Raw genomic sequence first — 22,932 nt, forward strand, 5'->3', positions numbered from 1 at the left:
TTTCGGGATGGGGAAATCACCTCGTTGCGGGAAGTTCCCCAGCACGAAGCGACTTCTCCATCCCGAGACCGCCGGGAGGTCGCGGCCTACGCGTCGGCGGCGGGCGGCAGGTCGTCGTCCGCGGCGAGGAAGCTGCCCGTGACCCGCACCGTGGCGGCCGCGACGGTCATCGCTCGCTGCAGCACTCGGCGCGCATCCGCCGCCTCGTGCGGCACCCCGCCTTGCGCGATGGAGGCGACCGCGGTCGCGAAGACCGCGTCGCCGGCCCCCATCGTGTCGACGATCTCACCTGGCAGCTCGACGATCGGCTCGGCCACATCGATGCCGGCCCGGTTGACCCAGCGCCCGCCGCGCGTGCCCTCCGTGGCGAGCACGTGGGTGGCGCCGAGGTCGAGCATGTCGCTGGTCGCCTCGTCGAGGGGGGCTTCGAAGAGCAGGTCGGCGTCGTTGTCGGACAGGTGCGCGAACAGGGCGCTGGACACGTGCCGCTCGAAGTTGTCGAGGAACGCGCCTGGGTCCTCGACGAGCCCCAGGCGCGGGTTCGGGTCGAGGAGCAGACGCTCCTGCGGGCGGATCACGGCCTCGAGGAGCCGCCTGTGCTGCTTCTTGTCGTCGAACGCGAAGCCGGAGATCGCGACGAACGGCGCCGCGCGGATGAGCGCCACCTGCTCGTCGTCGAAGCGGATGCGGCGGGCCCGGGCCGCGTCGTCGAACGTGTACAGGGGCTCCCCGTCGGCTGGTTCGCCGAGGGCCCGCCCGGTGCCCGCGAGCGACACCGACGGCGCGAACTGGATGCCCCGCTTCCGCAGGTGGTCGCGGATGCGGAGCCCGTCCGGGTCGTCGCCGATGCTCGCGATGAGGGCGACGGGCACCCCCAGGCGCGCGAGCGCCATGGTGACGTTGAGGGCTGAGCCGCTCACGTAGCTGCGGCGGGTGAGTCCCCCACGCGCCTCGGTCTCCTGCAGTTCCGTGACGATGGCGTCCCCGATGACCACGACAGGCGCGTCTGGAGTGGGGCGGGCCTTCGCTGTGGGTTTGCTGCTCATGTCCCCGATTGTGCCTTGCATGGATGGACCCTGACTGTCTGTTCGAAGTGCGCGCTTATCCTCGTTGCATGTCCACTCCAGCTACCAGCCGAGAGGCAGCGCACGTGCTGCTCGACGCCGTCTCCGTCACGGAGGTGTCGCCAGATGCCGCGGCGCTCGCCTATGAGCGACTCGTCGAGGTCGGCGCTTTTGTCGTGCAGGTCGAGCAGGGGCAGGGGCTGGACTCCGACGGCGACCCGGATGCCGAGCTGCCGGCTGACGGCGGCCCCAACCAGGTCAAGGTCAACATCGAGCTGTCGAACCTGCTGCACGCCAACTACATGACGCTCGACTGGCTCATCGAGGAGCTCGCCCACGCCCGCAACACGACGCGCGACGACATCATCATCGCGCTGCGAGAGCATCTCGACAGCGTCGCCGCGAAGTAGCGTCTACCCGGTTCGACGGCGAAGGGTGAGCGCGCCCAGGATGAGCGCGCCGACCGCGAACGCGAAGATGACAAGGACGGGCGCCCACAGGTCCCATGCCGAGTTCCCCGCCGTGACCGCGTTGATGGCGTCGATGCCGTAGCTCAGCGGCAGCCAGTCGGAGATCGCCTGCAGCGCGTCCGGCATCTGGTCGCGGGGCATGAGGATGCCGCCGAGCAGGATCTGCGGGATGACGAGCACGGGCATGAACTGCACTGCCTGGAACTCGGTGCGCGCGAACGCGCTCGCGAGCAGCCCCAGCGCGGTGCCGAGCAGCGCATCCGCCACCGCGACGAGGCCAAGCTGCCACAGCGGGCCCCCCACGCTCAGGCCGCACACGATCACGGCGAACGCCACGGTGACGATGGCCTGCGCCACCGCGGCGACGGCGAACGCGAGCGCGTAGCCGACGATGAAGTCGCCCTTCGCGAGCGGCGTCGTCATGAGCCGCTCGAGCGTGCCCGAGCGGCGTTCCCTGAGGGTCGTGATGCTCGTGATGAGGAACATGATGATGAACGGGAACAACGCCAGGATCGCCGGGCCCAGCCGCTGGAACACACCGTCCTGCTCGGAGAACAGCCAGGCGAAGAGGCCGACGAGCAGGCTCGGGGCGACGACCATGAGCGCGATGGAGCGCGGGTCGTGGCGGAGCTGCCTGAGCACGCGCCCGGCCGTGGCGAGCGTGCGCCGGGGGCTCACGATGCGCCCCCCTTCTGCGGATCCCGCGTGCCGCCCGTGTCGCGTATCACCGCGTTCGATGAGGGCGAGGAAAGCCGCATCCGCGTCGCTGGCGCCTGTCTCACGGAGGAGCTCCGGCGGGGTGGTGTCGGCGATGAGGTGGCCATCCCGCATCAGGATGAGGCGGTCGCAGCGCATGGCCTCATCCATGACGTGGCTGCTGACGAACAGGGTCGCGCCATCGTCGGCGAGTGAGCGGAACAGCGCCCACAGGTCCTGGCGCAGCACGGGGTCGAGACCGACGGTGGGTTCGTCGAGCACGAGCACCTCCGGGCCCCCGAGCATCGCCACCGCGAGGGAGACGCGGTTCTTCTGCCCGCCGCTCAGCGACTCGACCTTCTGCCTGGCCTGCCCGGTGAGCCCGACGCGGTCGATGAGCGCGCCGAGGTCAGCCCGCCTGCTTCCGAGCAGGCTCGCGAAGTAGCTGAGGTTCTGCGCCACGGTCAGGTCGTCGTAGACGGATGCGGCCTGCGTCGCGTAGGAGACGCGGGAGCGGAGCTGCCGCGATCCGGCGGGCTCGCCGAGCACGGTCACGGTGCCACCCGCCGTCTTCTGCACGCCGACGATGGCGCGCATGAGGGTCGTCTTCCCACATCCGGATGGCCCGAGGAGACCGGTGATCTGCCCGCGGGGAATAGAGAGGTCCAGCCCGTCGAACACCGCCTTGCCGCCGCGTCTGACACGCAGCGCGCTCACGACGACGGCCGCCTCGCGGCTCGCAACGTCATCGTTCGCGCTCATGCTCGAATCCTACGAGCGAGCACCGACATCGGGGCCGTATCGCGGGCCTAAACTTGCTCAGCCATGGCCGAGTCCCCCGCGTCCCGCGTCGCCCCACTCATCGCCACCGCCGTGCTCGTCGTCGCGGCGGTCGTCGTCGCGGCCACCGGTGTGCTGCCAGCTCCCGAGCTGCTGGAGCTGGGCGAGCGGGTGATACCCGTGCTGGCGTTCGTCGTGGGCATCACGATCGTCGCGGAGCTGGCGAGCGAGGCCGGCGTCTTCTCGGCGCTCGCCGACCGGCTCGCGAAGCTCGGCCGGGGCCGCCTGTGGCTGCTGTGGATGCTCGTGCTCCTGCTCGCTGTCGTGAGCACCGCCTTCCTCTCTCTCGACACGACGGCCGTGCTCGTCACCCCGGTGGTCGTGCTGCTCGCCGTGCACGTCGGCGTCTCACCCATCCCGTTCGCGCTCGCGACCGTCTGGCTCGCGAACACCGCATCCCTCTTCCTCCCGGTCTCGAACCTCACGAGCCTGCTCGCGGCTCGGTCGTTCGAGGGCGGGCCGCTCCAGTTCCTCGCGCTGACGTGGGCACCGGCGCTCGTGGGCGTGGTCGCGAGCGCCGCCATCCTGTCGTTCGTCTTCCGCCGCCAGCTCGACCGTCGGTACCGCATGCCGACGCCCACGAGCATTCCGGACCGGCCGCTGCTGATCTTCTCGTCGGTCGTCACTGCCCTGCTGCTGCCACTGCTGGTCTCCGGCGTCGAAGTGGCGGTTCCGGCGGGCGCCGCCGCGCTCCTGCTCGTCGGCGCGTTCGCCGCGCGTCGGCGGGATGCGCTGCGCTTCGGCCTCGTGCCCTGGCAGGCGCTCGGCATCGCCGGGTCGCTGTTCGTGCTCGTCGAGGCCGCCCACGCGCACGGGCTGAGCGAGCTGCTCGCCGCCGTCTCGGGACGTGGCGACGACCCGCTCGGCCTACTGCAGCTGGCGGCGATCGGCGCCGCGAGCGCCAACGGCATCAACAACCTGCCCGCCTACCTCGCCCTCGAACCCGTCGCCGACAGCCCCGCCCGATTGGTCGCGTTGCTCATCGGCGTCAACCTCGGACCGCTCGTCACGCCGTGGGCCTCGCTCGCGACGCTGCTCTGGCATGAGCGTCTCGTGTCACTGGGCGTGACGATCTCGTGGTTGCGCTTCGTCGCGCTCGGGCTCGTGGGAGTCGCGATCATCGTGCCCCTCGCGACGCTGGCGCTCGCCGCGACGGTGTGACTGCTACTTCTTCTTGCTCGCCATGTCGTCGAAGGCGGCCTGCAGGGCGATCGCGAAGCCGACGCCCAAAGCGATGCCCGTCATCATGAACGCGACCGTGAAGGCCGGGCTCATCGCCAGGATGACGGAGATCACGATCCCGATCGCGACGCCGATGGCGATGCCTAGGGCCCAGGGCACCAGCCGGGGGCGGTAGCTGCTGACGGGGTCCCTGTCTTGCTTCGGTGCGGTCACGGTCTTCTCCGGTCCTCGTCGAAACGCTGTGCGCCAAGTCTGGCCCGACCGTCGGCGCGGTTGATCCTCGCGGGTGAACGATCAGCTTCTGTGCGGGTGACGCCCAGGTGCGGGATCGGCGTGCTCCCGGCCAGCGTCGACGAGGGCGGCTCTTCGCAGAGCACCCACGAGAACCACCAGTGGATGCTCGACGGACCGCTCGGGTAGGTTCGCGTCATGCAGAAGACCAGGTGGGCCATCCTCGGGCCGGGTGCGATCGCGGAGTCGTTCGCGACGTGGCTGCCGAGCTCCGAACATGGCGAGCTGCGCGCGGTCGCCAGCCGCGACGCCGAACGGGCATCGGCCTTCGCCGCCCGTTACGGGGCAGGGGTCTCCGGGACCTACGCCGAGGTCCTGGCGCGCGATGACATCGACGCCGTCTACGTCGCTACCGTGCACACGACGCACGCGGAGCTCGCGATCGCAGCGCTCGAGGCCGGGAAGGCAGTGCTGTGCGAGAAGCCTCTGGCCCCGAGCGCCGCCGAGACGGAGCGGGTCCTCGAGGCTGCCGAACGCGCCGGCCTGCCCGCCGTGGAGGCCTACAAGCACCGCTTCAGCCCGCTTGCCCGTGCCGTCGACCGTCGCCTCAAGTGGGGCCAGGTCGCCGCGCCCCTGCACGTGCACGCCCAGTTCGGCTTCGCGGCCGGCAGCAGGGACGGACGCCTGTTCGACCCGCAGCTCGCGGGCGGAGCGATCTTCGATGTCGGCGGCTACCCTGTCTCCTTCGCCGTCAGCGCCGCGGCCTCGGCCGGCATCGCGCTTCCGGAGCTGCACCTCGCGAACCCGCACGGACGCATCGAGGCTGGAGTCGACGTCTACTCCTCCGCCAGCGTCGAGGCGGACGGCTTCACCGCCTTCGTCGAGTGCTCCATCGACACCCAGCTCACGAAGCGCGCCGACATCGTCGGAGATGGCGGCTGGATCACTCTCGAGAACGCCTTCGGCGACCGCGACCTGTCGCCGAACGTGCTCAGCCACATCCACGAGGGGCAGAGGCGTCGCATCGAGGTGGCGCAGGTGCACCCGTTCGCGGCCGAGGCGGATGCGGTGTCGCGCGCGCTGAGGGACGGTCGCCTCGAGTCACGCGCCATGCCGTGGGAGCAGACGCGCACGGTCTCGCGCCTCCTCGACGCCTGGCACGCTGGCGTGATGGAGGCGCAGGCTTGATGGCGTCCGGGACGTCCGCCTGATCAGGCCCAGATAGCAATGACGCGAGACATCTGGTGGATGTCTCGCGTCATGGCGTTCGTGGCGAGTGAGGGATTCGAACCCCCGAATGCTGAGCAGTCTGATTTACAGTCAGATCCCTTTGGCCGCTTGGGTAACTCGCCAGTGCACAGCGCGAAGCGCAAACGTGCAGGCTAGAGACTACCGACTTCCACCCGGTTTGTCGAAACGACGCGGACGCACCCCCGCTCACGAGATTGTCGGCGGTCCTCGCTACCATGGTGGGCATGGCAGATTCCTCGTTTGATGTCGTTAACAAGGTCGACAAGATGGAGGCGGACAACGCCGTCAACCAAGCGCAGAAGGAGCTCGAGACGCGCTATGACTTCAAGGGCGTCGGCGCCTCGGTCGATTGGTCTGGCGAGAAGCTCCTCCTCAAGGCCTCCAGCGAAGAGCGCGTGAAGGCGGTGCTCGATGTCTTGCAGACCAAGTTCATCAAGCGCGGCTTCTCGCTGAAGACGCTCGACGTCGGTGAGCCGTACGCCTCCGGCAAGGAGTACCGCATCGAAGCCTCCCTGAAGGAGGGCATCGACCAGCCGAGCGCGAAGAAGCTCACGAAGCTCATCCGCGACGAAGGCCCCAAGAGCGTGAAGGCGCAGATCCAGGGCGACGAGCTCCGTGTCTCGTCGAAGAGCCGTGACGATCTGCAGGCGACGATGGCGCTGCTCAAGGGCGCCGACGTCGACGTCGACCTCCAGTTCGTCAACCGCCGCTAGTGCCCCCGGGGGCGCCGATGGCCGCGCTCGACCCGAGCACGGCCATCGGCGCGCTCATGCCCTGGTACCCGGAACTCGGCCTCACCGGATTCTGGCTCGGCGCGGTCGCCACGGTCTACGTGCTCATCATCGTCACGTCGGTCGTCGTGATCCCCCGAAACCGGCGACCCACGACGGCGCTCGCCTGGATCATCACGATCATTCTCATCCCCTACCTCGGCGTCGTCCTCTTCTTCCTGTTCGGCACGAACCAGCTGCCAACTCGCCGCCGACGCATGCAGGCTCAGGTCGACGGCATCATCCGCGACGCCACCGACCAGATCGCCCCGGCCGAGCAGGTCATCACGAGCCCCTCGTGGTTCGCCCAGGTCACCAAGCTCGGCGAGCACCTCACCGCGATCCCCCTCGCCGAGGGCAACCGACTCGAGCTGCACGGCACCTACAACCGGGCCATCCGTCGAATGGCCGACGAGATCGACGAGGCCGAGAGCTACGTCAACGTGCTCTTCTACGCCATGAGCCACGACGACGCCACCGCCCCGTTCTTCGACGCGCTCGAACGCGCCGTGCAGCGCGGCGTGACCGTCCGCGTCCTCTTCGACCATGTCGGCTCGATGCGCTACAGCGGCTACAAGAAGATGAAGCACCGCCTCACCCAGATCGGCGCCGACTGGCACCGGATGCTCTCGCTCTACCCGTGGCAGGGCGGCATGCAGCGCGTCGACCTGCGCAACCATCGCAAGCTGCTCGTCGTGGACGGCCGCACGGCCTACCTCGGCTCACAGAACCTCATCTCCCGCGACTACCACCGCGGCCCCAAGCCGGGCGGCGACGACCTCAAGTGGAAAGACCTCATGCTCCGCATGGAGGGGCCCATGGTCACCGGCGTCAACGCCGTCTTCATCTCCGACTGGTACGCCGAGACAGAAGAGCTCCTCACCGACGTCTTCGAGAACGACCCGGTCACCCCGGAACCCGACGAGGCGGAAGCCGAGATCGAATCCGGCGACCAGCACGACGTGTTCCCCTGCCAGCTCGTCCCAAGCGGCCCCGGCTACGAGAACGAGAACAACCTGCGCCTCTTCAACCAGCTGCTCTACGCAGCGCGGGAGCGAATCGTCATCGTCAGCCCCTACTTCGTGCCAGACGATTCACTCATGTACGCCATCACGACGGCCGTGCAGCGAGGCGTTAGCGTCGAACTCTTCGTGGGCGAGATCGCCGACCAGTTCTTCGTCTTCCACGCCCAGCGCTCCTACTACGAGGCGCTCCTCCGCGCCGGCGTCAGGATCATGCTGTACCGGCGCCCCTACATCCTGCACTCGAAGCACATCACCTTCGACGACTCCGTCACCCTCATCGGCTCCAGCAACATGGACATGCGCTCGTTCACCCTCAACGCAGAGCTCATGCTCATGGTGCACGGCGAAGAGTTCGTGAACCGGATGCGCGAAGTCGAGAACGGCTACAGGCAGCGCAGCTTCGAACTGACCCTCGACGAGTGGCGGCAGCGGCCCATCCTGACCCGCGCGCTCGACAACGTCGCCCGCCTCACCAGCGTCATCCAGTAGCGGCGCCCCATTGCGCCAACTGCGCTGATCTTGCCGAACGGTTCCCGGAACCGCCCCGGCAAAGAATCTCCAGCCGACGGCGAGCTCCCCCAGTGTCGCGCCGCGGTCAGAACGACCATTGCGACGCGGCTCAGCCGCCGGCTGAAGTGTTGACTCGGACCGGTTCAGGCCCGAAATCTCTTCCGCTCTCTGTGCGTACTCCGAGCGTACGAGGTGAACGAGCGTTCCGCGATGGGCAGAACTCCCCACTTCTTGAACGGCGACCAAAACCCCTATTCGCCCCGGGAAATCCTCGTCATCTCGTCTCGATCCACAACCTTGATCCGCTCACGGCCATTCGCCTCGCCGAGGGCAAGCTCGTGCGCATCGAGACGACGCCACCCAGCGAGGTCGGTGAAGCGCACCCCGCGCGATTCGAGCAGCTCGACGACGGAGGCCTCGCTCGCATCGGCGGGAGTCCACCAATTGACCTGATCCGCGACGAGGTGCGTCACCGTCTCAAGTGCGTCCGACTTCGTGTGCCCGATCAGGCCGATGGGGCCGCGCTTGATCCACCCCGTCGCGTACATGCCGTTGACCTGCTGGTTGTCGTCGTCCCACACCTGCCCCTCATGGTTCGGGATGACGCCGTGATGCTCGTCGAACGGCACGCCGGGGAGCGGCGAGCCGAAGTAGCCGATGGCCCGGTAGACGGCCTGCACCGGGTACTCGACGAACTCGCCGGTCCCGCGCACGCCGCCCTCGGCGTCCGGCTCCGTGCGCTCGATCCGCAGCGCCCGGACGCGCTCGCCGTCTGGCCCGTCCTCCGTGAGCACCGCATCCGGCTTCGAGTAGAAGTGCAGGTGCAGGCGGCGCGAGGCGGTGAGCTCCCGCTCCCCGCGCCACTTGCCCATGATGCGCCCGATGACCATGAGCTGCTTGTTCGTCTTCGCGAGCTCGGCGGCCGCCGGGTCGCGGTCGAAGTCGTCCTCGTACACGATGACGTCCACGTCGGGCACCTCGCCGAGCTCACGCAGCTCGAGGGGTGTGAACTTCACCTGCGCGGGCCCGCGTCGTCCGAAGACGTGCACGTCGGTGACGGGGCTCGTTTCAAGGCCCTCGACCACGTTCTGCGGCACCTCGGTGGACATGAGGTCCTTCGGGTGCTTCGCGAGCATGCGCGCGACATCGAGCGCCACGTTGCCGTTGCCGATGACGGCGACCTCGCGAGCGTCGAGCGGCCACGTCCGGGGCACGTCGGGGTGCCCGTCGTACCAGTTCACGAAGTCCGCGGCCCCGTAGCTTCCCTGTGCCTCGATGCCTGGGATGTCGAGGGAGGCGTCGCGGATGGCTCCCGTCGAGAAGATCACCGCGTGGTAGTGCTGCTTGAGGTCCTCGAGCGTGATGTCCTTGCCGAACTCCACTCCGCCGAACACCCGCATGACCCCGGATTCGAGCACTTCGCGCAGGGCGTTGATGATGCCCTTGATGCGCGGGTGGTCAGGGGCGACCCCGTACCGCACGAGCCCGTACGGCGCTGGCAGCTTGTCGAAGAGGTCGATGGACAGGTCGAACTGGCGCTCCATCTTCTGCAGGATGTCGGCCGCGTAGATGCCGGCTGGTCCTGCGCCGACGATGGCAAGGCGGAGCGTGGTCACATGTCCTCCAGGACGGGTCGAGGTGGAGGCTCGCGAGGTGTCGTCCTCCGGAAGGGGTCAGGGGTGAGCCGTCTCGGGACGTCTCGGTCAGCGATCGCGGCTGACGACCTCCGCGGCGAAGCGCTCGAGCGCGTTCTTCGCCGGGCCGGCTTTCAGCGGCCGCAGGGCTTCGACGGCGAGCGTCACCCAGTTCTGGGCTTCGTCGATCGTGAGCTGCGTCACGCGGTGCTCGCGGAGTTCGGTGATGATGCTCGAGATCTCCTCCTCGCTCGCGCGAGCCTCCTCCGGTTGCTCGTTGACGCCGGCGACGCGGGTGCGGATGCGCTCCAGCAGGTCGCGGCTCGCTTCGTCGGTCGCCGCCTGGCGTTCCAGCAGCAGCACAGGGAGGGTCTCGACACCCGCGCGCAGGTCGGTGCCCGCGAGCTTGCCCGTCGTGTCCGGGTTCTGCTGCAGGTCGATGACATCATCGGCGAGCTGGAAGGCGACGCCGACTCGCTCGCCGTATTCGGCAAGCGCCGCGACGACCGGCTCTGGTGCGTTCGACACGATCGCGCCGAACTGAGCGGCGGCGGAGATGAGGGAGCCCGTCTTGTCGGCGAGGACACCCACGTAGTGGTCGATGCGGTCGGTGCCGGCCGACGGCCCGGTCGTCTCACGCATCTGCCCGAGCACGAGCCGCTCGAAGATCGAAGCCTGCAGCCGGACGGCGCGAAGGCCCAGCTCGGAGAAGAGCAGGCTCGAACGGGCGAAGAGCAGGTCGCCGGCGAGGATCGCGATGGAGTTGCCCCACTGGAGGTGCGCGGCGGCGACGCCTCGACGCAGCTCGGCCTCATCCATGACGTCGTCGTGGTAGAGCGATGCGAGGTGCGTGAGCTCGACCGCGGCAGCTGCCGTGATGACATCGTCGGAGCCCGGCGTCTCGCCGAACTGCGACGAGAGCACCGTGAGCATGGGGCGCAGGCGCTTCCCGCCGGCGTTGAGGAGGTAGCGGGCGGTGACGTCGGCGATCTCGTCGGCGTACTGCACCTCGGCGCGGAGGCGGGCCTCGACCGCGGCCAATCCAGCGTCGAGCCGCTCTCGCAGCACGTCGGACTTCGGACCGTCGAAGAGGTCGTCGGTTCCGCCCGGCACCACGGTGCTTCGCGCCTTGCGGCGCTGTTCGGTCTTGGGGAGCTCCACGCTCATGTCTCCTGGTGGTTCAGGTGTTCCGTCCGAAGGAGATCTCCGCACGAACTGGGTTGGGGTGCAGGTGGCGCTGAGCCGGTGCCTGCTGGCTTCCGTCTCCCCTAGCTGGGGGCGCTGCCGGTCTCGGCGAGCGGGACGAATGCCTTGTGCAGCGCGACGACACCGGCCGAGAGGTTGCGATACTTGACCCGTTCGAAGCCCGCCTCCCGCAGCCAGGATGCCAGCTCACGCTGCGCGGGCCACGCGATGATCGACTCGTTCAGGTACGTGTATGCCTCGGGGTCGCTGCTCACGAGCTTCACGATGCTCGGCATCGCGAGCTGCATGTAGGCGCGGTAGCCCGTGCGGATGATGGCCTGCGGCGGCGTCGAGAACTCGGCGATGACGAGGCGTCCGCCCGGCTTCGTGACACGCAGCATCTCCCGCAGTGCGACCTTCGGCTCCTGCACGTTGCGCAGGCCGAAGCTCACCGTCGACGCGTCGAACGTGTTGTCGTCGAAGGGGAGCTTGGTCGCGTCACCCTGCACGAACTCGATGCGTGGGTTGGCACCGTGGATGCGCTTGCCCTCCTCGATCATGCCGGCGGAGAAGTCGAGGGCGGTGACCTTGGCACCAGCGTCGGCGAGGACCTTGCTGACCGTGCCGGTGCCTGCGGCGACATCGAGGATCTTCTCACCCGGCTGCGGGGCGATCGCGTGGCGGGTCTGCACACGCCAGCGCGGCGCGTTGCCCATGCTCAGGATGTCGTTCGTCTCGTCGTATTTCTTGGAAACACGGTCGAACATCGACGACACTTGCTCGGGTCGCTTGTTCAAGTCGGCTTTGGTCACCGGATCATCCTACGTTGCGGCGCAGGCTTCGCCCTGGCCGCGTTCAGGCGGACTCCCGGGGCCGCCCTTCGCGCCGGGTCTAGGCTTGCGGTCGTGCCAGCTGTCAACGCTCCCCGCTTGCGCGCGCGGACCATCGAGGTGCCGCATTCCGGCGATCTCCTCCGCTTCGCCTCTCCGACCTCCCCCCTCGTGTGGCTTCGGCAGGGCGACGGCATCGTCGCTTCGGGACGTGCCTGGCGGGGCGAATTCACCGGCGAGACGCGCATCCCAGACTCCGCCGAGGCCTGGCGGCAGGTTGTCGAGGCGGCCGACATCGACGACACCGCCAACACCACCGGCTCCGGCCTCGTCGCCTTCGGGGCGTTCGCGTTCGCGGCCGAGTCCGGGGCGCGCAGCGTGCTCGAGGTGCCAGAGCTCATCGTCGGTCGCCGCGGCGCGGTCTCCTTCGTGACCGCCATCACCGCGGACGGATCCGACCCGAAGCCACTCCTGCCCGAGGCTCAGCCGTTCGGCGAGACGGACGCAACGGCGCTCCTCGAGGACGGCCTCATGTCGTCCGACGAGCACCGCCGCGCGATCGACCGGGCACTGGACCTCATCCACACGGGCCACCTCTCGAAGGTCGTCCTGGCACGCGAACAGCACGGCAGGCTCCCAGCTGGCGCCGACCGCCGCCGCCTGCTCGCGCGCCTCGCGTCCGCGTATCCCGAGTGCTGGACCTACGCCGTCGACGGCCTCACCGGCACCAGCCCCGAGACGCTCGTCCGGGTCCTCGAGCGCCAGGTCTCGGCTCGTGTGCTCGCCGGCACTGCACCGCGCGGTGCCGACGAGGAAGCGGATGCACGCGCAGAGGCGCGGCTCCGCCACAGCGAGAAGAACCTCGCCGAGCACCGCTACGCCGTCGAGAGCGCGCTCGCGTCCCTCGAGACGCTCGACACGCACGACGACCCCGGCACGGGTCTCACGAGCAGCCGCGTCCCCTTCACGCTCAAGCTGCCGAACCTCTGGCACCTGGCGAGCGACATCCGCGGCACCCTCCCGACCGGTGTGACGGTGCTGGATCTTGTGGACGCCCTCCACCCGACGGCGGCGGTCGGCGGCACCCCCACCCCGGCTGCCCTCGACGCGATCCTGGCTCTGGAGCCGTTCGACCGGCAGCGCTACGCCGGCCCCGTCGGCTGGGTCGGCGCTGGCGGCGACGGCGAGTGGGCAGTCGCACTCCGCGGTGCGGAGATCGACGCGAGCGGATCGATCACGGCATACGCGGGCGGCGGCATCGTGGCCTCCTCGGACGCATCGGACGAGTACCGCGAGACGCAGCTGAAGTTCCGCCCCATCGTGGAGGCGCTGCGCGGCGAGGCGGAGGACGAGTCGCGGCCTCGCGGCGCGGAGATGATGCGGTGACGGACGCGACCAGCAGCGCCAGCACCAGCAACCGGGCGCTCGGACGCACCGAGCTCCCGAGCGTCGACCGTGCGGCCGCCGCCGTGATGTGGGACGAGTACCGCGCCGCCAACCAGAGCGCCGCCGCGTCGGCGTCCGACTACACGGTCGAGTACTTCGGGGACAGCGTCGAGCTCGCCGACGAGCTGCTCGCGCTCGTGACCCACGGCCCGAAGCGCGCGACCGCAGGACTCGTCGAGGAGTTCGCTGAGGAGAGCGAGCCGCTCCCCCGCATCGGTTCGCACTGGATCGCCTGCGATGGCCGCGGCGCGCCAGTCGCCGTGATCCGCAGCACAGAGCTGCGCATCGGCACGTTCGACAGCGTCGACGCCGCCTTCGCCTACGACGAGGGTGAAGACGACCGCAGCCTCGACAGCTGGCGCCGCGAGCACCTCCGCTATTGGGAGCGCACGCGCGCCGCCGCCGGCCGGGAGTTCACCCCGGAGCACGAGATCATCCTCGAACGATTCAGCGTCGTCTGGCCGCCCGAGCTCGCCGACTGAGCGAGCCCCGCCGGCTGAGCGGGTGTCAGGCGCTCTCCGCCAGGCGCCGCTTCTCGGTCTCGACGTCGAAGTCCGCGGCAGGCCACTGCAGGTCGAAACCGCGCAGCGCATCCAGCAGCAGCCCCTTCACGACAAGCCGCGAGAACCACTTCCTGTTCGCCGGAACGCAGTACCACGGGGACGTCTCCGTCGATGTGCGTCGCAGCGCGATCTCGTAGGCATCCTGGTACTGGTCCCAGAGGAGGCGCTCATCGACGTCACCGGGGTTGTACTTCCAGTGCTTGTCCGGACGCTCGAGCCGTTCCGCGAGCCGAGCGCCCTGCTCGTCCTTCGAGATGTGCAGCATCACCTTGATGAGCTTCGTCCCGGATGCGGCGAGCTCGTCCTCGAAGTCGACGATCGCCCCGTAGCGCCGCTCGATCTCCTCCGGCGGTGCGAATGAGCGCACGCGCTGGATGAGGACGTCCTCGTAGTGCGATCGGTCGAACACGCCGATCTTGCCTGCCGAGGGCAGCTGCTTGCGGATGCGGACGAGGAAGTCCTGCTCACGCTCTTCAGGCGTCGGCGCCTTGAACGACGCGATCTGCACGCCCTGCGGATCGACCCCGCCGATGACGTGACGCACGATTCCACCTTTGCCGGACGTGTCCATCCCCTGCAGGAGGAGGAGCACGGAAGGTGCCGCCCGGCCGGCCCGCGCGTTCGCGAACATGCGCTCCTGCAGCTCGGCGATCTCCTCGTCGTGCTCGGTGAAGAGGGCGGCCGCGTCTGCCTTCCTGCCAGTGAAACCAGGTGTCGAGTCGGGGTCGACCGAGCCCAGATCGAAGTCGGGGGCAACGCGCAGCACTGCGGCATCTTCGGTGGTGAAGTGAGGCATGAGACCAGGCTAACGCCACCGCCTGGCACTAGGCTTTGGCACCGCGACGGCTTCCACGACGGAGCGGGAGCGGCGCTCGAGCGAGGGAGAACCACATGGGCATCGAAGACATCACCGGCAAGGCGCAGGAGTTCCTGAAGGACCCGCGCGTCACCGAAGCGCTGAAGAGCGAGCGGGCGGAGGACGTGAGCGACAAGATACTCGACGGCGTCGCGGATGCGGCCCAGAAGGCCACCGGTGACAAGTTCACCGATCAGATCAAGGGCGCCCGAGACGCGGCCGACAAGCAGGTCGGCAACCAGTAGCGCCGCGGCTCAGCTGCACGAGGAGGGCGCTCGGGAGACCGGGTGCCCTCCTGCGCATGATCAGCGTCGCTCCTCGCCCGCCGTCGGGACCGCGATGGTGCCGGTCTTCGGGTGCGTCGTCGGCATCCGGTCGCGGGCGTAGGTAATGGTCGAGTAGCCGTGCGGCTCGGGGGTGCCCTCGTCGCCGAGGCTCACGAAGACGATCTTCTCGATGGAGAGGATCGTGCGGCGCGTGATCATGTTGCGCACGACCGCTCTCATCGTCATGGAGGTACGCCCGAAGTGGGTCGCGACGAGGCCCATCTCGATGAGGTCGCCCTGCTCGGCCGACGCCTCGAAGTTGATCTCCGAGATGTACTTCGTCACGCACCGGTAGTTGCCGAGCTGGATGATCGCGTAGATCGCGGCCTCTTCGTCGATCCAGCGCAGCAGGCTGCCGCCGAAGAGCGTGCCGTTGGCGTTGAGGTCTTCGGGGCGCACCCACTTCCTCGTGTGGAAGTTCATGGCACCGTCCGCAGCCGCGGGTGCCTCTGGGGTCGTGGATGAGGGGGCCATCGTTCCTCCGGGAATCGTCGCTGGACATGCCAGATCAGCATATGTCCTGACATAAGCACTCCCTGGATCCGTCAAGCCTCGCTCATTAGCCTTCGGGAATGTCGACTGAGGAGGGCTCCACCATGCGAATCCCACGATCAGCACGAATCCCCGCCGCCATCGCGTTCCTCGCCGCCGCATCCCTCGGCATCAGCGGGTGCGCGGCGACCGCCACGCCACAGACCGCTGAGACGACACCAGCCGCCACGGTCACCGTGACCGCGACGACGACACCCGCCCCCGAGAGCGAGCCGAGCGAAGCACCCGCGCCGGAGACCGCCTGCACGGACTCGACACAGGCCGCGGCCCTCGAGACCGCACTGCCTCAGGTGGAGGCATACCCGGACTTCCCCGACCTGCCGTGGGTCGCGGCCGAACCCGACCGCGAGACCTGGGATGCGTGCGCGCCCCTCTCGTACGTGGTCGTCACGCTCGAGGGCGGCACCGCGTCCACCCCGCACCACATCCTGCTCTTCCACAGCGGTGCGTACGTCGGCACGGCGACGGCCGATGCCTACGGCTTCTTGCCCGAGATCGGGCAGCTCTCCGACACCCTCATCACCGTCACCTACCGCTACCCGCTGCCCGGCGAGCCGAACGCTGCCCCGACGGGCGAGGCGGTCGCCACCTTCGCGTGGGATGCGGCGACGCAATCCGTCGTGATGGACGGCGATCTTCCGCCCGCCTAGACCGCGGTGGCGCGGCCTGCTGCGCGCCTGCCTCGGGCCTCAGCCTCTAGACAGGGGAACCTCGATCAGGATGCGCTCGTGCTCGCGCGAGACAAGCGCGCCCTGGAGGTCCGCGCGCGTCTCCGCTCGGCAGTAGCTCCAACCGTACGCGGTCGCCAGCGCCTCGAGGTCGACCCTGGTGGGCGTGTAGAGCACCCGCGTGTGCGCCTCCGCGGCTGCGGTCCGAGCCACCTCGAGGTCGTCGAAGATGGTGCCCCCGCCGTCGTTGCCGACGATGAGCTGCACGCGTGGGGCCCACTCGCCCCCCTGCCCGATCAGCAAGGAGGACGCGTCGTGCAGCAGCGTGAGGTCGCCGATCAGCGCCCGCGTCACGCCGCCCTGAGCTGACACCGGACCGCCGAGCTGGCTGCCGACGGCGACTCCGAGCGTCGTCGCGATCGTGCCGTCGATACCCGCGAGACCGCGGTTGGCGTGGACCCTGATGGGCTTGCCCGCCACCTGGGCGTCGAGCGAGCGGATGAGCGTCGACGCTCCGAGCACCAGGCGGTCGTGCGGCCACGTCGCGCTCCACACCGCCTCCGCGAGCATCCGCCGGTCGACCTTGGTGCGAGCGACCGCCAGTTCCTGCTTCGCGAAGCGGCCCCGCACCGCGGTGTCACTGGAACGAGACGCCTCGATGTCGGGTGCGGGAGTCTGCTCGGCATCCGCCTCCATCAGCTCTCGACTCGCGAGCACCCACTCGCGGAGCCACGCGCGAGATTCGGTTCTGGCATGCGCGTCGGCGGTCGACACCGGATGCGCGCGCACGGCGTCGACGTGCGCCGCGACCGCGTGCCCCGGGTTGTACGGCTCGCCGCCGGTCGGCCCGACAACCACCGCATGGACGTCGTCGCGTGCGATGAGCTGGGGAATCTCGCGACTGAGCGTCGGATGGCCGAAGACCAGGACCCGCTCGATGGCGTCGCGGAGGTCTGGGCGCGGGGAGGTCGCGCCGAGGAGCTGACGGTAGGCGAGTACGAGGTTACGGCCGTAGCGAGAACCGCTCGTGGCCTCGGCGATGAGGGGCCAGCCACCGTCGTGCGCCACCTTCTCCGCTTCAGGGCCGGCAGCGGCGCCTGCGATGACGAGCGTGCGGGGCCATTCCGCCGCCTCGATGTCGAGCGTCTCGGCTCCGGAGGCGGGTGGCTCGTCCTGCCCTGGTGCAGCCCGACCCTGGTCCGCCGCGACTCGGTCGGCGGGGGCGAGAGTTGCCACCCCTGCGGCCCACGCGTCCAGTTCAGGAACGGCGACGCTCAGCGGGTCGCGGAAGGCGAGGTTCAGGTGCAGCGGCCCACGCGTCGCGGCCGCCCGCATCGCGAGGCGCTCGGCGAGCGATGCCTCATCGGCGGCCCCGACCGGCGCTTGCACGGCATCGTGCGGGACGTTGGGGCCGAAGATGCCCGGCTGCGTCGTGGCCTGGTTCGCGCCGATTCCGAGGAGCTCCTCCGGGCGGTCCGCAGTGACGGCGACCAGCGGCACGGTGGCATGGAACGCCTCGAGCATTGCCGGGAGCAGGTTGGCGACCGCTGTCCCTGACGTCGTGATGACGGGGACCGCTCGCCCGGTCTCGGCGGCGAGGCCAAGCGCGAAGAAGCCGGCGGAGCGCTCATCGATGCGGACGTGCAGCCGAACCGCGCCGACGCGCTCCAGCTCGGCCGCGACCAGCGACAGCGCCTGCGAGCGAGACCCAGGGCAGACGACGAGATCGGTGACCCCGCGCTGGACGAGCTGGGCCAGGAAGTCGAGGCTGAAGTCCGTCGCCGGGTTTCCGGTGCGGGGCAGCGAAGCGGCCACCGGCGTTGAGGCGGCCGACGCATCGCCCCCTGCGGGGTGCTGCGAGTGGGGAGGTTCGGATTCGGCGTGCCGATCAGGCACGGGACGACCCGTCACCCTGAGTCCAGTCGTCCTTGTGCTCGATGGGTTCTCCATCATGGCCGGCGTCGCCGGCGTCACCCTTGCGCGGCTTCTTGCCGCCGAGCTCCGGCTTGGCGGGCTTCTCGGTCTTATCCGCCTTCGAGGCCCGCTCACCCTTCACGGGCTCGTCTGCCGCATCCTCCAGCGCCGTCGCAGCGCCACCTTCGGTCACGGGGCCCTTCGGCGCAACGGCCGGGAACTCCACGTCATCGAGGGCCTTGAGCTCTTCCTCCAGCTTCCGGATGCGTTCCTCGCTGTCGGACTCGATGCCGATGGACTTCAGGAACGTCTCGTCGTCGTCCGGCGTCGTCTGCACGGGCTTGACGGCGGTCGCGTTGCCGCGGACCTTGCCGAAGAACAGCCACAGGAGCGGGCCGACCACGGGGACCAGCAAGACGACGACGACCCAGACGGGTTTCGGCAGCGCACGAGTGCGCTTTGCGTCCGTCATCGCGCAATCGACCACGGCGAAGATGGTCACCGCGACGACGATGACTGCGGCAGTAATGAGGAGGCGAGACATGGTCCCCCGAGGATACGCGACTTGCCTCCACCCGACCTGGTGGTGCCTGTGCCCTGGGCGAACCTGGGATCACCCGGTCGCTCGTAGAATTGCGGGATGAACTCGAAGCGCGCCTGGCTCGTCTACTCCGTCATCAGACTGCTCGCGTTCGCGGTGCCATTCGCCGTCGTCATGCTGGCCCTGCCCGCCTGGCAGTGGAACTGGCTGGCCGGTGCCCTCATCGGTGCCGTCATCAGCGCGTGCATCTCCGTCATCTTCCTGCGCGGCACACGCCAGCAGATGGGCGACGATCTGCAGCGCCTCACCGAGCGCAAGGATGCGCGCACAGCCGACGACAAGGACGAGGACGCGGCCTTGGACTCCACCGCTGAGACCGAAGCGGCCGAACCAGGCAAGGCCACCTCCGAGACCGAGCCTGCCGAGGCCGACCCCGGTGAAGAGCCGACGCCCGACTCTTCGCCGCAGCGCTCACCGAGCAGCTAGCGCACGTACCCGCTGAAGACGATGCCGAAGCCGAGCAGCAGCGCGTAGGCGAGCGTCGCGAAGCTCGTCAGCATGAGCGCGAGGATCAGCTCTTTGGGCTTGCGGGCAGTCGATGCGATGAGGACTGCGGGAGCGGCGAGCAGCAGCGCGAAGAATGTGAAGATCGCGTTGCGGTACGCGATGGCGAAGAGGATGGCCAGCACGAACGGCGCCAGCGTGAAGACGCCGAAGAGCCAGCGCGAGACGACGGGGCCGACGAGCACGGCGAGCGTTCGCTTGCCGGCGAGGCGGTCCTGCTCGATGTCACGGATGTTGTTGACCATGAGCACGGCGCAGGCGAAGAGGCCGATCGCGGTGGCCATGATCCACACGTTCGTGGAGACGCTGCCGATCTGCACGAACGTCGTGCCGGCGGTCGCGACGAGGCCGAAGAACACGAAGACGAACACCTCGCCGAGCCCCGCGTATCCGTACGGACGCTTGCCACCCGTATAGAACCAGGCCGCCAGGATCGCGGCCGCGCCGACGGCCAGCAGCCACCACTGTCCGGAAGTGACGACCAGGAAGAGACCGGCGAGGGCGCCGAGGCCGAAGAAGATGAACGCGACGAGTCGCACGCGCTTCGGGTCGACGAGGCCCGAACCGGTCAGACGGGCGGGGCCGACGCGATAGGCGTCGGTACCGCGGATGCCGTCGGAGTAGTCGTTCGCGTAGTTCACGCCGATCTGCAGGCAGAGGGCGACCGCGAGACAGGCGAGCGCGCGCACCCAGTGGTACTCGCCGAGCGGCCCGTCGACGATCGCGCCAGCCGTGCCGAGCAGCACCGGTGCGATGGCGAGCGGGAGCGTGCGCAACCGGGCACCGGAGATCCAGGCGCGCGCATCCAGCTTGCGCACCTCGCCGGCTTTCGGCCGGGGCCGCTGCGTCGGGTTCGCTTGCTGCTTCCGCTGTCTCTGCTTCTGTTTCTGCGCCACGGAGCGATTCTAGAGGGCCGCGCGGGGCCCGCATCCCTGCGACGACGGTTCGCGGCCCCCAGAAGCGAGCTCGCCATCCCGTTCCCGGCCAGCGTCACGGTGGCACTATGAGACCATCACCTCCCATCCCCCGCACGACGTCCGCTCCACAGGAGATCCATGACTTCCCGATCACGCGTTCGCGCAGCGGCCGTCTGCCTCGCGGCCGCAGGTATCGCCCTCCTCGTGGCCCCCGGGGCCCTCGCGGCGCCCCTCGGCGATCCGACGGTGAACGGAGGCACGCAGGGACGTGAGTACATCGCCTTGGGCGACTCGTACTCGGCCGGCTTCGGGCTCGTGCCGTTCAGCGAGGAGCCCGCCGCCGGCTGCTTCCAGGCGCTCGCGAACTACCCGCACCGCATCGCCGACTCGCTCGGCCTGACCCTCGACGACCGCACGTGCAGCGGCGCCGTCACCGCCGACATCCGCGATGTCGAGCAGGTCACCGGGGCTGGGGCGAGCGCACCAGTGCAGTCGGCGAGCCTGTCCGCCACGACCGAGATCGTCACCCTGTCAATCGGCGGCAACGACCTGCAGTTCTCGGACATCGCCGCCTCGTGCATCGCAGCGAGCTCCCTCGGGCCCCTCGTCGCCGATCAGACCACGCCCAACTGCCGTTCGAAGTACGTCGTCAGCGGAGGAGGCGTCGAAGTCGACACCTTGAAGGACCGCATCGACTCGCTGGTCGCCCCTGCTCTGGCGTCGACGTTCGCCCTCATCACCGAGAAGGCACCCAACGCCGAGATCGTCGTCGTCGGGTACCCCGCCATCACCCCGGACCCCACGAACACGCCGGTCGGCGGCTGCTTCTCCCCAGCCTTCACCTCGGCGGGCTACCCGGAGAACTCCTTCCCGTTCACCGACGTCGACACCGCATACCTGCATGAGACGGAAGTGCGCCTCGACGCGGCCATACAGACGGCGGCCGAGGCCATCGGCGCCACCTTCATCTCCACCCTCGAGGCGACGGCCGCCCACTCCGCCTGCACGACCACGGACCCGTACATGAACGGCATCACGCTGGAACCCGGCGAGGGAACGCCGACCACACCCGGCGCATCCCTCAAGCTCGGCGCACTCCATCCCAACGAGGCCGGCGTCGCCTACCTCGCGGAGGCCGTCGGGGCGGAGCTGCGGGCGATCTTCGAGCCCGGCACGCCCGAGGCGACCGCGCCGACTCCCGCGGCCAGTGCGACCGCCACCGCCCAGCCGACGGCCCCGGCACCGGCCGCGCCGACCGCGCCACTGGTCATCGTCGGCGTGCTGGTCCTGCTCGGAGCCGGAATCGGCACGACGATCTTCGTCCGCCGACGCTCGGCTGCCGCCAACCGCACACACAAGCACGCCCCCGAGGCCTGACTCCGCAGAGCGCAGGGCCGTCGTTCGCCGCGACCTGGGCTGATCGGTCCCCCTCAGGTTCGACGTCCGGCCGCTGTGCAGCACCATCATGGTGCAGCCCATGGTGCAGCCCATGGTGCAGCCGCCCACGGCCGACATCGGCGACAGGCTCAGGCCTCGTCGGCACCTCCGTGGGCGAGCCGCGCGACCAGGTCCTCCAGCGATCGACGGTCCGGCTTCCCACTGGGCAGGAGCGGGATGCTGCGCGCGACCACAAGGAGCGCCGGACGAGCCGCACGGCCGGCGGCCGCCGTCGCCTCGCGGATGGAGCGCCAGCGCTCGTCGGCTGCGAGCTCACGCGCATCCAGCAACGTGGCCGCGACGCCGGGCTGGGACGTGTCGGGCGCCCACGCGGACGTCTCCACCACCAGCGCGGGCACCTGCCCCCACTGCTCGGACGGCGCGGCGACGACAACGGCCCCCTCCAGGCCGGGCAGGCGGCGCACGATGCCCTCGACCCGGTCGAGCAGCACCTTCTCGCCACCGGAGACGATGACGTTGTCGAGTCGACCCGTCACCACGAGTCGTTCGCGGCCCGTGGCCTCGTCGATCTCGAAGCGGCCGCCGTCGCTCGTGCGGTACCAGCGCACCCCGTCGTCCTCGACGAACGCCTCCGCGGTCCGGCGCGGGTCACCGAGGTAGCCGGCGCAGAGCACGGGGCCCGCCAGCTGCACCTCGCCGTCGCGGATGCGCACCTTGACTCCGTCGAGCGGCTCCCCGTTGTAGAGGCTGCCGCCGCTCGTCTCGCTCGAGCCGTAGCTCGTCGCGAGGTTCCAACCGAGCTCCTCCGCCCGCGACCGGAGGGCTGGTGGCAGCGCCTGCCCTCCGACGAGGATCGCGTCGAAGCGCGCGACGGCGCCCGCGATCGAACCAGCGCCCAGCTCGGCTTCGGCGGCGTCGAGCAGCCGCACGAGCTGTGCCGGGACGAGCGACACGTAGCGCCGCTCGGCGGTCAGCTCACCCGCCGCGCGCGCGAAGCCCTCGGCGGTGAAATGCTCATCGCCCAGCACAACAGGCTCGGTTCCAGCGATGATCGACCGCATGAGCACCTGGGCGCCCGCGACGTAGGAGGCCGGCAGCGTCAGCAGCCACTGTCGCGTGGGATCGGCTGGCTGACCGGGGGCACCGAAGAGTTCGTCGAACCTGGCGTACGTGGCCGCCGCGGACGCGCGCAGTGCGCTCTCCGCGAGCATGACCCGTTTCGGCTCGGCCGTCGAGCCGCTCGTCTCGATGACAAGCACCACGTCGCCCGGGACGCGCTGGAGGACATCGTGATCGGGACGGTCGGCGTCCAGCCTGGGCGTCGCTACCGAGGCGTGTGAGGACTGCGACGGGCCTGCCGTCGGCAGGACGGCCGGACCCCCGCCATCCAGGGCCCGCTCGAGCGCCGCGGTGACGGCGGCCGGGTCGCGCGCATCCACCCGAACAAGCCGCCGCAGGCCTGCGCCGCCCGATGGTGCGGCCGTCATCGCGAGGACCCC

At 69.5% G+C, this 22,932-nt stretch carries 23 protein-coding genes, 1 tRNA gene and 1 pseudogene; 11 read left to right on the forward strand and 14 right to left on the reverse strand.

From position 1 onward, the window contains the following. Nucleotides 1-86 precede the first annotated feature (86 nt). Nucleotides 87-1,046: a carbohydrate kinase family protein gene (locus tag HDC34_RS00220; RefSeq protein ID WP_179555396.1), complete on the reverse strand. Its 960-nt coding sequence runs from the start codon at nt 1,044-1,046 to the stop codon at nt 87-89. A gap of 68 nt (nt 1,047-1,114) precedes the next feature. On the opposite strand from HDC34_RS00220, the gene HDC34_RS00225 reads away from it, so the two are divergent. Then, a complete protein-coding gene (locus tag HDC34_RS00225; RefSeq protein ID WP_146080713.1) occupies nt 1,115-1,474 on the forward strand; it encodes a hypothetical protein in 360 nt (119 codons plus the stop codon). A gap of 3 nt (nt 1,475-1,477) precedes the next feature. Here the strand turns inward: HDC34_RS00225 and HDC34_RS00230 are convergent, their stop codons facing one another. Together HDC34_RS00230 and HDC34_RS17560 are read right to left on the reverse strand one after the other, a co-directional pair. Continuing rightward, the gene (locus HDC34_RS00230; protein WP_179557030.1) at nt 1,478-2,212 is read right to left on the reverse strand and encodes an ABC transporter permease; all 735 of its coding nucleotides are present in this window, start codon (nt 2,210-2,212) and stop codon (nt 1,478-1,480) included. A gap of 342 nt (nt 2,213-2,554) precedes the next feature. Further along, a pseudogene (locus HDC34_RS17560) lies at nt 2,555-2,992 on the reverse strand (ATP-binding cassette domain-containing protein); the annotation flags it as partial. A 63-nt stretch (nt 2,993-3,055) separates the two neighbouring features. On the opposite strand from HDC34_RS17560, the gene HDC34_RS00240 reads away from it, so the two are divergent. Beyond that, nucleotides 3,056-4,231 (forward strand): SLC13 family permease, encoded by a 1,176-nt coding sequence (locus HDC34_RS00240; RefSeq protein ID WP_179555397.1) that lies wholly within the window; start codon nt 3,056-3,058, stop codon nt 4,229-4,231. A 3-nt stretch (nt 4,232-4,234) separates the two neighbouring features. Here the strand turns inward: HDC34_RS00240 and HDC34_RS00245 are convergent, their stop codons facing one another. Continuing rightward, on the reverse strand, nt 4,235-4,465 hold the full coding sequence (locus HDC34_RS00245; protein WP_179555398.1) for a hypothetical protein: 231 nt from the start codon (nt 4,463-4,465) through the stop codon (nt 4,235-4,237). Between the two features lie 216 nt (nt 4,466-4,681). On the opposite strand from HDC34_RS00245, the gene HDC34_RS00250 reads away from it, so the two are divergent. Beyond that, on the forward strand, nt 4,682-5,671 hold the full coding sequence (locus tag HDC34_RS00250) for a Gfo/Idh/MocA family protein (RefSeq protein ID WP_179555399.1): 990 nt from the start codon (nt 4,682-4,684) through the stop codon (nt 5,669-5,671). Nucleotides 5,672-5,753: 82 nt separating this feature from the next. On the opposite strand, the gene HDC34_RS00255 is transcribed toward HDC34_RS00250, so the two are convergent. Next, nucleotides 5,754-5,835 (reverse strand) — tRNA-Tyr (locus tag HDC34_RS00255). Nucleotides 5,836-5,958: 123 nt separating this feature from the next. Between HDC34_RS00255 and HDC34_RS00260 the strand changes: the two genes are divergently transcribed. Together HDC34_RS00260 and cls are read left to right on the forward strand one after the other, a co-directional pair. Next, nucleotides 5,959-6,447: a YajQ family cyclic di-GMP-binding protein gene (locus HDC34_RS00260; RefSeq protein WP_104310980.1), complete on the forward strand. Its 489-nt coding sequence runs from the start codon at nt 5,959-5,961 to the stop codon at nt 6,445-6,447. Nucleotides 6,448-6,503: 56 nt separating this feature from the next. Next, nucleotides 6,504-8,018: a cardiolipin synthase gene (gene cls / locus HDC34_RS00265; RefSeq protein WP_179557031.1), complete on the forward strand. Its 1,515-nt coding sequence runs from the start codon at nt 6,504-6,506 to the stop codon at nt 8,016-8,018. Nucleotides 8,019-8,290: 272 nt separating this feature from the next. On the opposite strand, the gene HDC34_RS00270 is transcribed toward cls, so the two are convergent. The 3 genes from HDC34_RS00270 to HDC34_RS00280 all read right to left on the reverse strand — a co-directional run bounded on the left by HDC34_RS00270 (nt 8,291) and on the right by HDC34_RS00280 (nt 11,670). Beyond that, nucleotides 8,291-9,655, reverse strand: coding sequence for an FAD-dependent oxidoreductase (locus HDC34_RS00270; protein ID WP_179555400.1), 1,365 nt, complete (start codon nt 9,653-9,655; stop codon nt 8,291-8,293). Between the two features lie 87 nt (nt 9,656-9,742). Further along, on the reverse strand, nt 9,743-10,840 hold the full coding sequence (locus tag HDC34_RS00275; RefSeq protein ID WP_179555401.1) for a polyprenyl synthetase family protein: 1,098 nt from the start codon (nt 10,838-10,840) through the stop codon (nt 9,743-9,745). Nucleotides 10,841-10,941: 101 nt separating this feature from the next. Then, the gene (locus tag HDC34_RS00280; protein WP_104310978.1) at nt 10,942-11,670 is read right to left on the reverse strand and encodes a class I SAM-dependent methyltransferase; all 729 of its coding nucleotides are present in this window, start codon (nt 11,668-11,670) and stop codon (nt 10,942-10,944) included. A 93-nt stretch (nt 11,671-11,763) separates the two neighbouring features. On the opposite strand from HDC34_RS00280, the gene HDC34_RS00285 reads away from it, so the two are divergent. Beyond that, nucleotides 11,764-13,074 carry an isochorismate synthase MenF gene (locus tag HDC34_RS00285; protein ID WP_179555402.1) on the forward strand — a complete coding sequence of 437 codons (1,311 nt, stop codon included), beginning with the start codon at nt 11,764-11,766 and terminating at the stop codon, nt 13,072-13,074. An 86-nt stretch (nt 13,075-13,160) separates the two neighbouring features. After that, nucleotides 13,161-13,616 carry an ASCH domain-containing protein gene (locus HDC34_RS00290; RefSeq protein WP_179557032.1) on the forward strand — a complete coding sequence of 152 codons (456 nt, stop codon included), beginning with the start codon at nt 13,161-13,163 and terminating at the stop codon, nt 13,614-13,616. Between the two features lie 25 nt (nt 13,617-13,641). Here HDC34_RS00290 and HDC34_RS00295 read toward each other — a convergent pair whose 3' ends face one another. Then, nucleotides 13,642-14,493, reverse strand: a complete 852-nt coding sequence (locus HDC34_RS00295; RefSeq protein WP_179555403.1) for a PPK2 family polyphosphate kinase — start codon at nt 14,491-14,493, stop codon at nt 13,642-13,644. Nucleotides 14,494-14,588: 95 nt separating this feature from the next. Between HDC34_RS00295 and HDC34_RS00300 the strand changes: the two genes are divergently transcribed. Next, nucleotides 14,589-14,798 carry an Rv0909 family putative TA system antitoxin gene (locus HDC34_RS00300; RefSeq protein WP_179555404.1) on the forward strand — a complete coding sequence of 70 codons (210 nt, stop codon included), beginning with the start codon at nt 14,589-14,591 and terminating at the stop codon, nt 14,796-14,798. 60 nt (nt 14,799-14,858) lie between these two features. Here the strand turns inward: HDC34_RS00300 and HDC34_RS00305 are convergent, their stop codons facing one another. Beyond that, nucleotides 14,859-15,353, reverse strand: coding sequence for an acyl-CoA thioesterase (locus tag HDC34_RS00305; protein WP_374100757.1), 495 nt, complete (start codon nt 15,351-15,353; stop codon nt 14,859-14,861). 122 nt (nt 15,354-15,475) lie between these two features. Here HDC34_RS00305 and HDC34_RS00310 point away from each other — a divergent pair, with 122 nt between their 5' ends. Further along, nucleotides 15,476-16,081 (forward strand): LppP/LprE family lipoprotein, encoded by a 606-nt coding sequence (locus tag HDC34_RS00310; protein WP_179555405.1) that lies wholly within the window; start codon nt 15,476-15,478, stop codon nt 16,079-16,081. Nucleotides 16,082-16,120: 39 nt separating this feature from the next. On the opposite strand, the gene menD is transcribed toward HDC34_RS00310, so the two are convergent. Next, entirely contained in the window at nt 16,121-17,914 is a 1,794-nt protein-coding gene (menD, locus tag HDC34_RS00315) for a 2-succinyl-5-enolpyruvyl-6-hydroxy-3-cyclohexene-1-carboxylic-acid synthase (RefSeq protein WP_308807200.1), read from the reverse strand. 73 nt (nt 17,915-17,987) lie between these two features. Continuing rightward, nucleotides 17,988-18,557 (reverse strand): PLDc N-terminal domain-containing protein, encoded by a 570-nt coding sequence (locus HDC34_RS00320; RefSeq protein WP_179555406.1) that lies wholly within the window; start codon nt 18,555-18,557, stop codon nt 17,988-17,990. Nucleotides 18,558-18,653: 96 nt separating this feature from the next. On the opposite strand from HDC34_RS00320, the gene HDC34_RS00325 reads away from it, so the two are divergent. Beyond that, nucleotides 18,654-19,040, forward strand: a complete 387-nt coding sequence (locus tag HDC34_RS00325) for a DUF4229 domain-containing protein (protein ID WP_179555407.1) — start codon at nt 18,654-18,656, stop codon at nt 19,038-19,040. Here HDC34_RS00325 and HDC34_RS00330 read toward each other — a convergent pair. Further along, nucleotides 19,037-20,014, reverse strand: a complete 978-nt coding sequence (locus tag HDC34_RS00330; RefSeq protein WP_179555408.1) for a 1,4-dihydroxy-2-naphthoate polyprenyltransferase — start codon at nt 20,012-20,014, stop codon at nt 19,037-19,039. The genes HDC34_RS00325 and HDC34_RS00330 overlap by 4 nt on opposite strands. Before the next feature lie 159 nt (nt 20,015-20,173). On the opposite strand from HDC34_RS00330, the gene HDC34_RS00335 reads away from it, so the two are divergent. Continuing rightward, nucleotides 20,174-21,412: an SGNH/GDSL hydrolase family protein gene (locus tag HDC34_RS00335; RefSeq protein ID WP_179555409.1), complete on the forward strand. Its 1,239-nt coding sequence runs from the start codon at nt 20,174-20,176 to the stop codon at nt 21,410-21,412. Between the two features lie 149 nt (nt 21,413-21,561). On the opposite strand, the gene HDC34_RS00340 is transcribed toward HDC34_RS00335, so the two are convergent. Further along, entirely contained in the window at nt 21,562-22,920 is a 1,359-nt protein-coding gene (locus HDC34_RS00340; RefSeq protein ID WP_179555410.1) for an AMP-binding protein, read from the reverse strand. Nucleotides 22,921-22,932 lie beyond the last annotated feature (12 nt).

Source organism: Pseudoclavibacter sp. JAI123 (assembly GCF_013409665.1).
Taxonomy (GTDB): Bacteria; Actinomycetota; Actinomycetes; order Actinomycetales; family Microbacteriaceae; genus Pseudoclavibacter.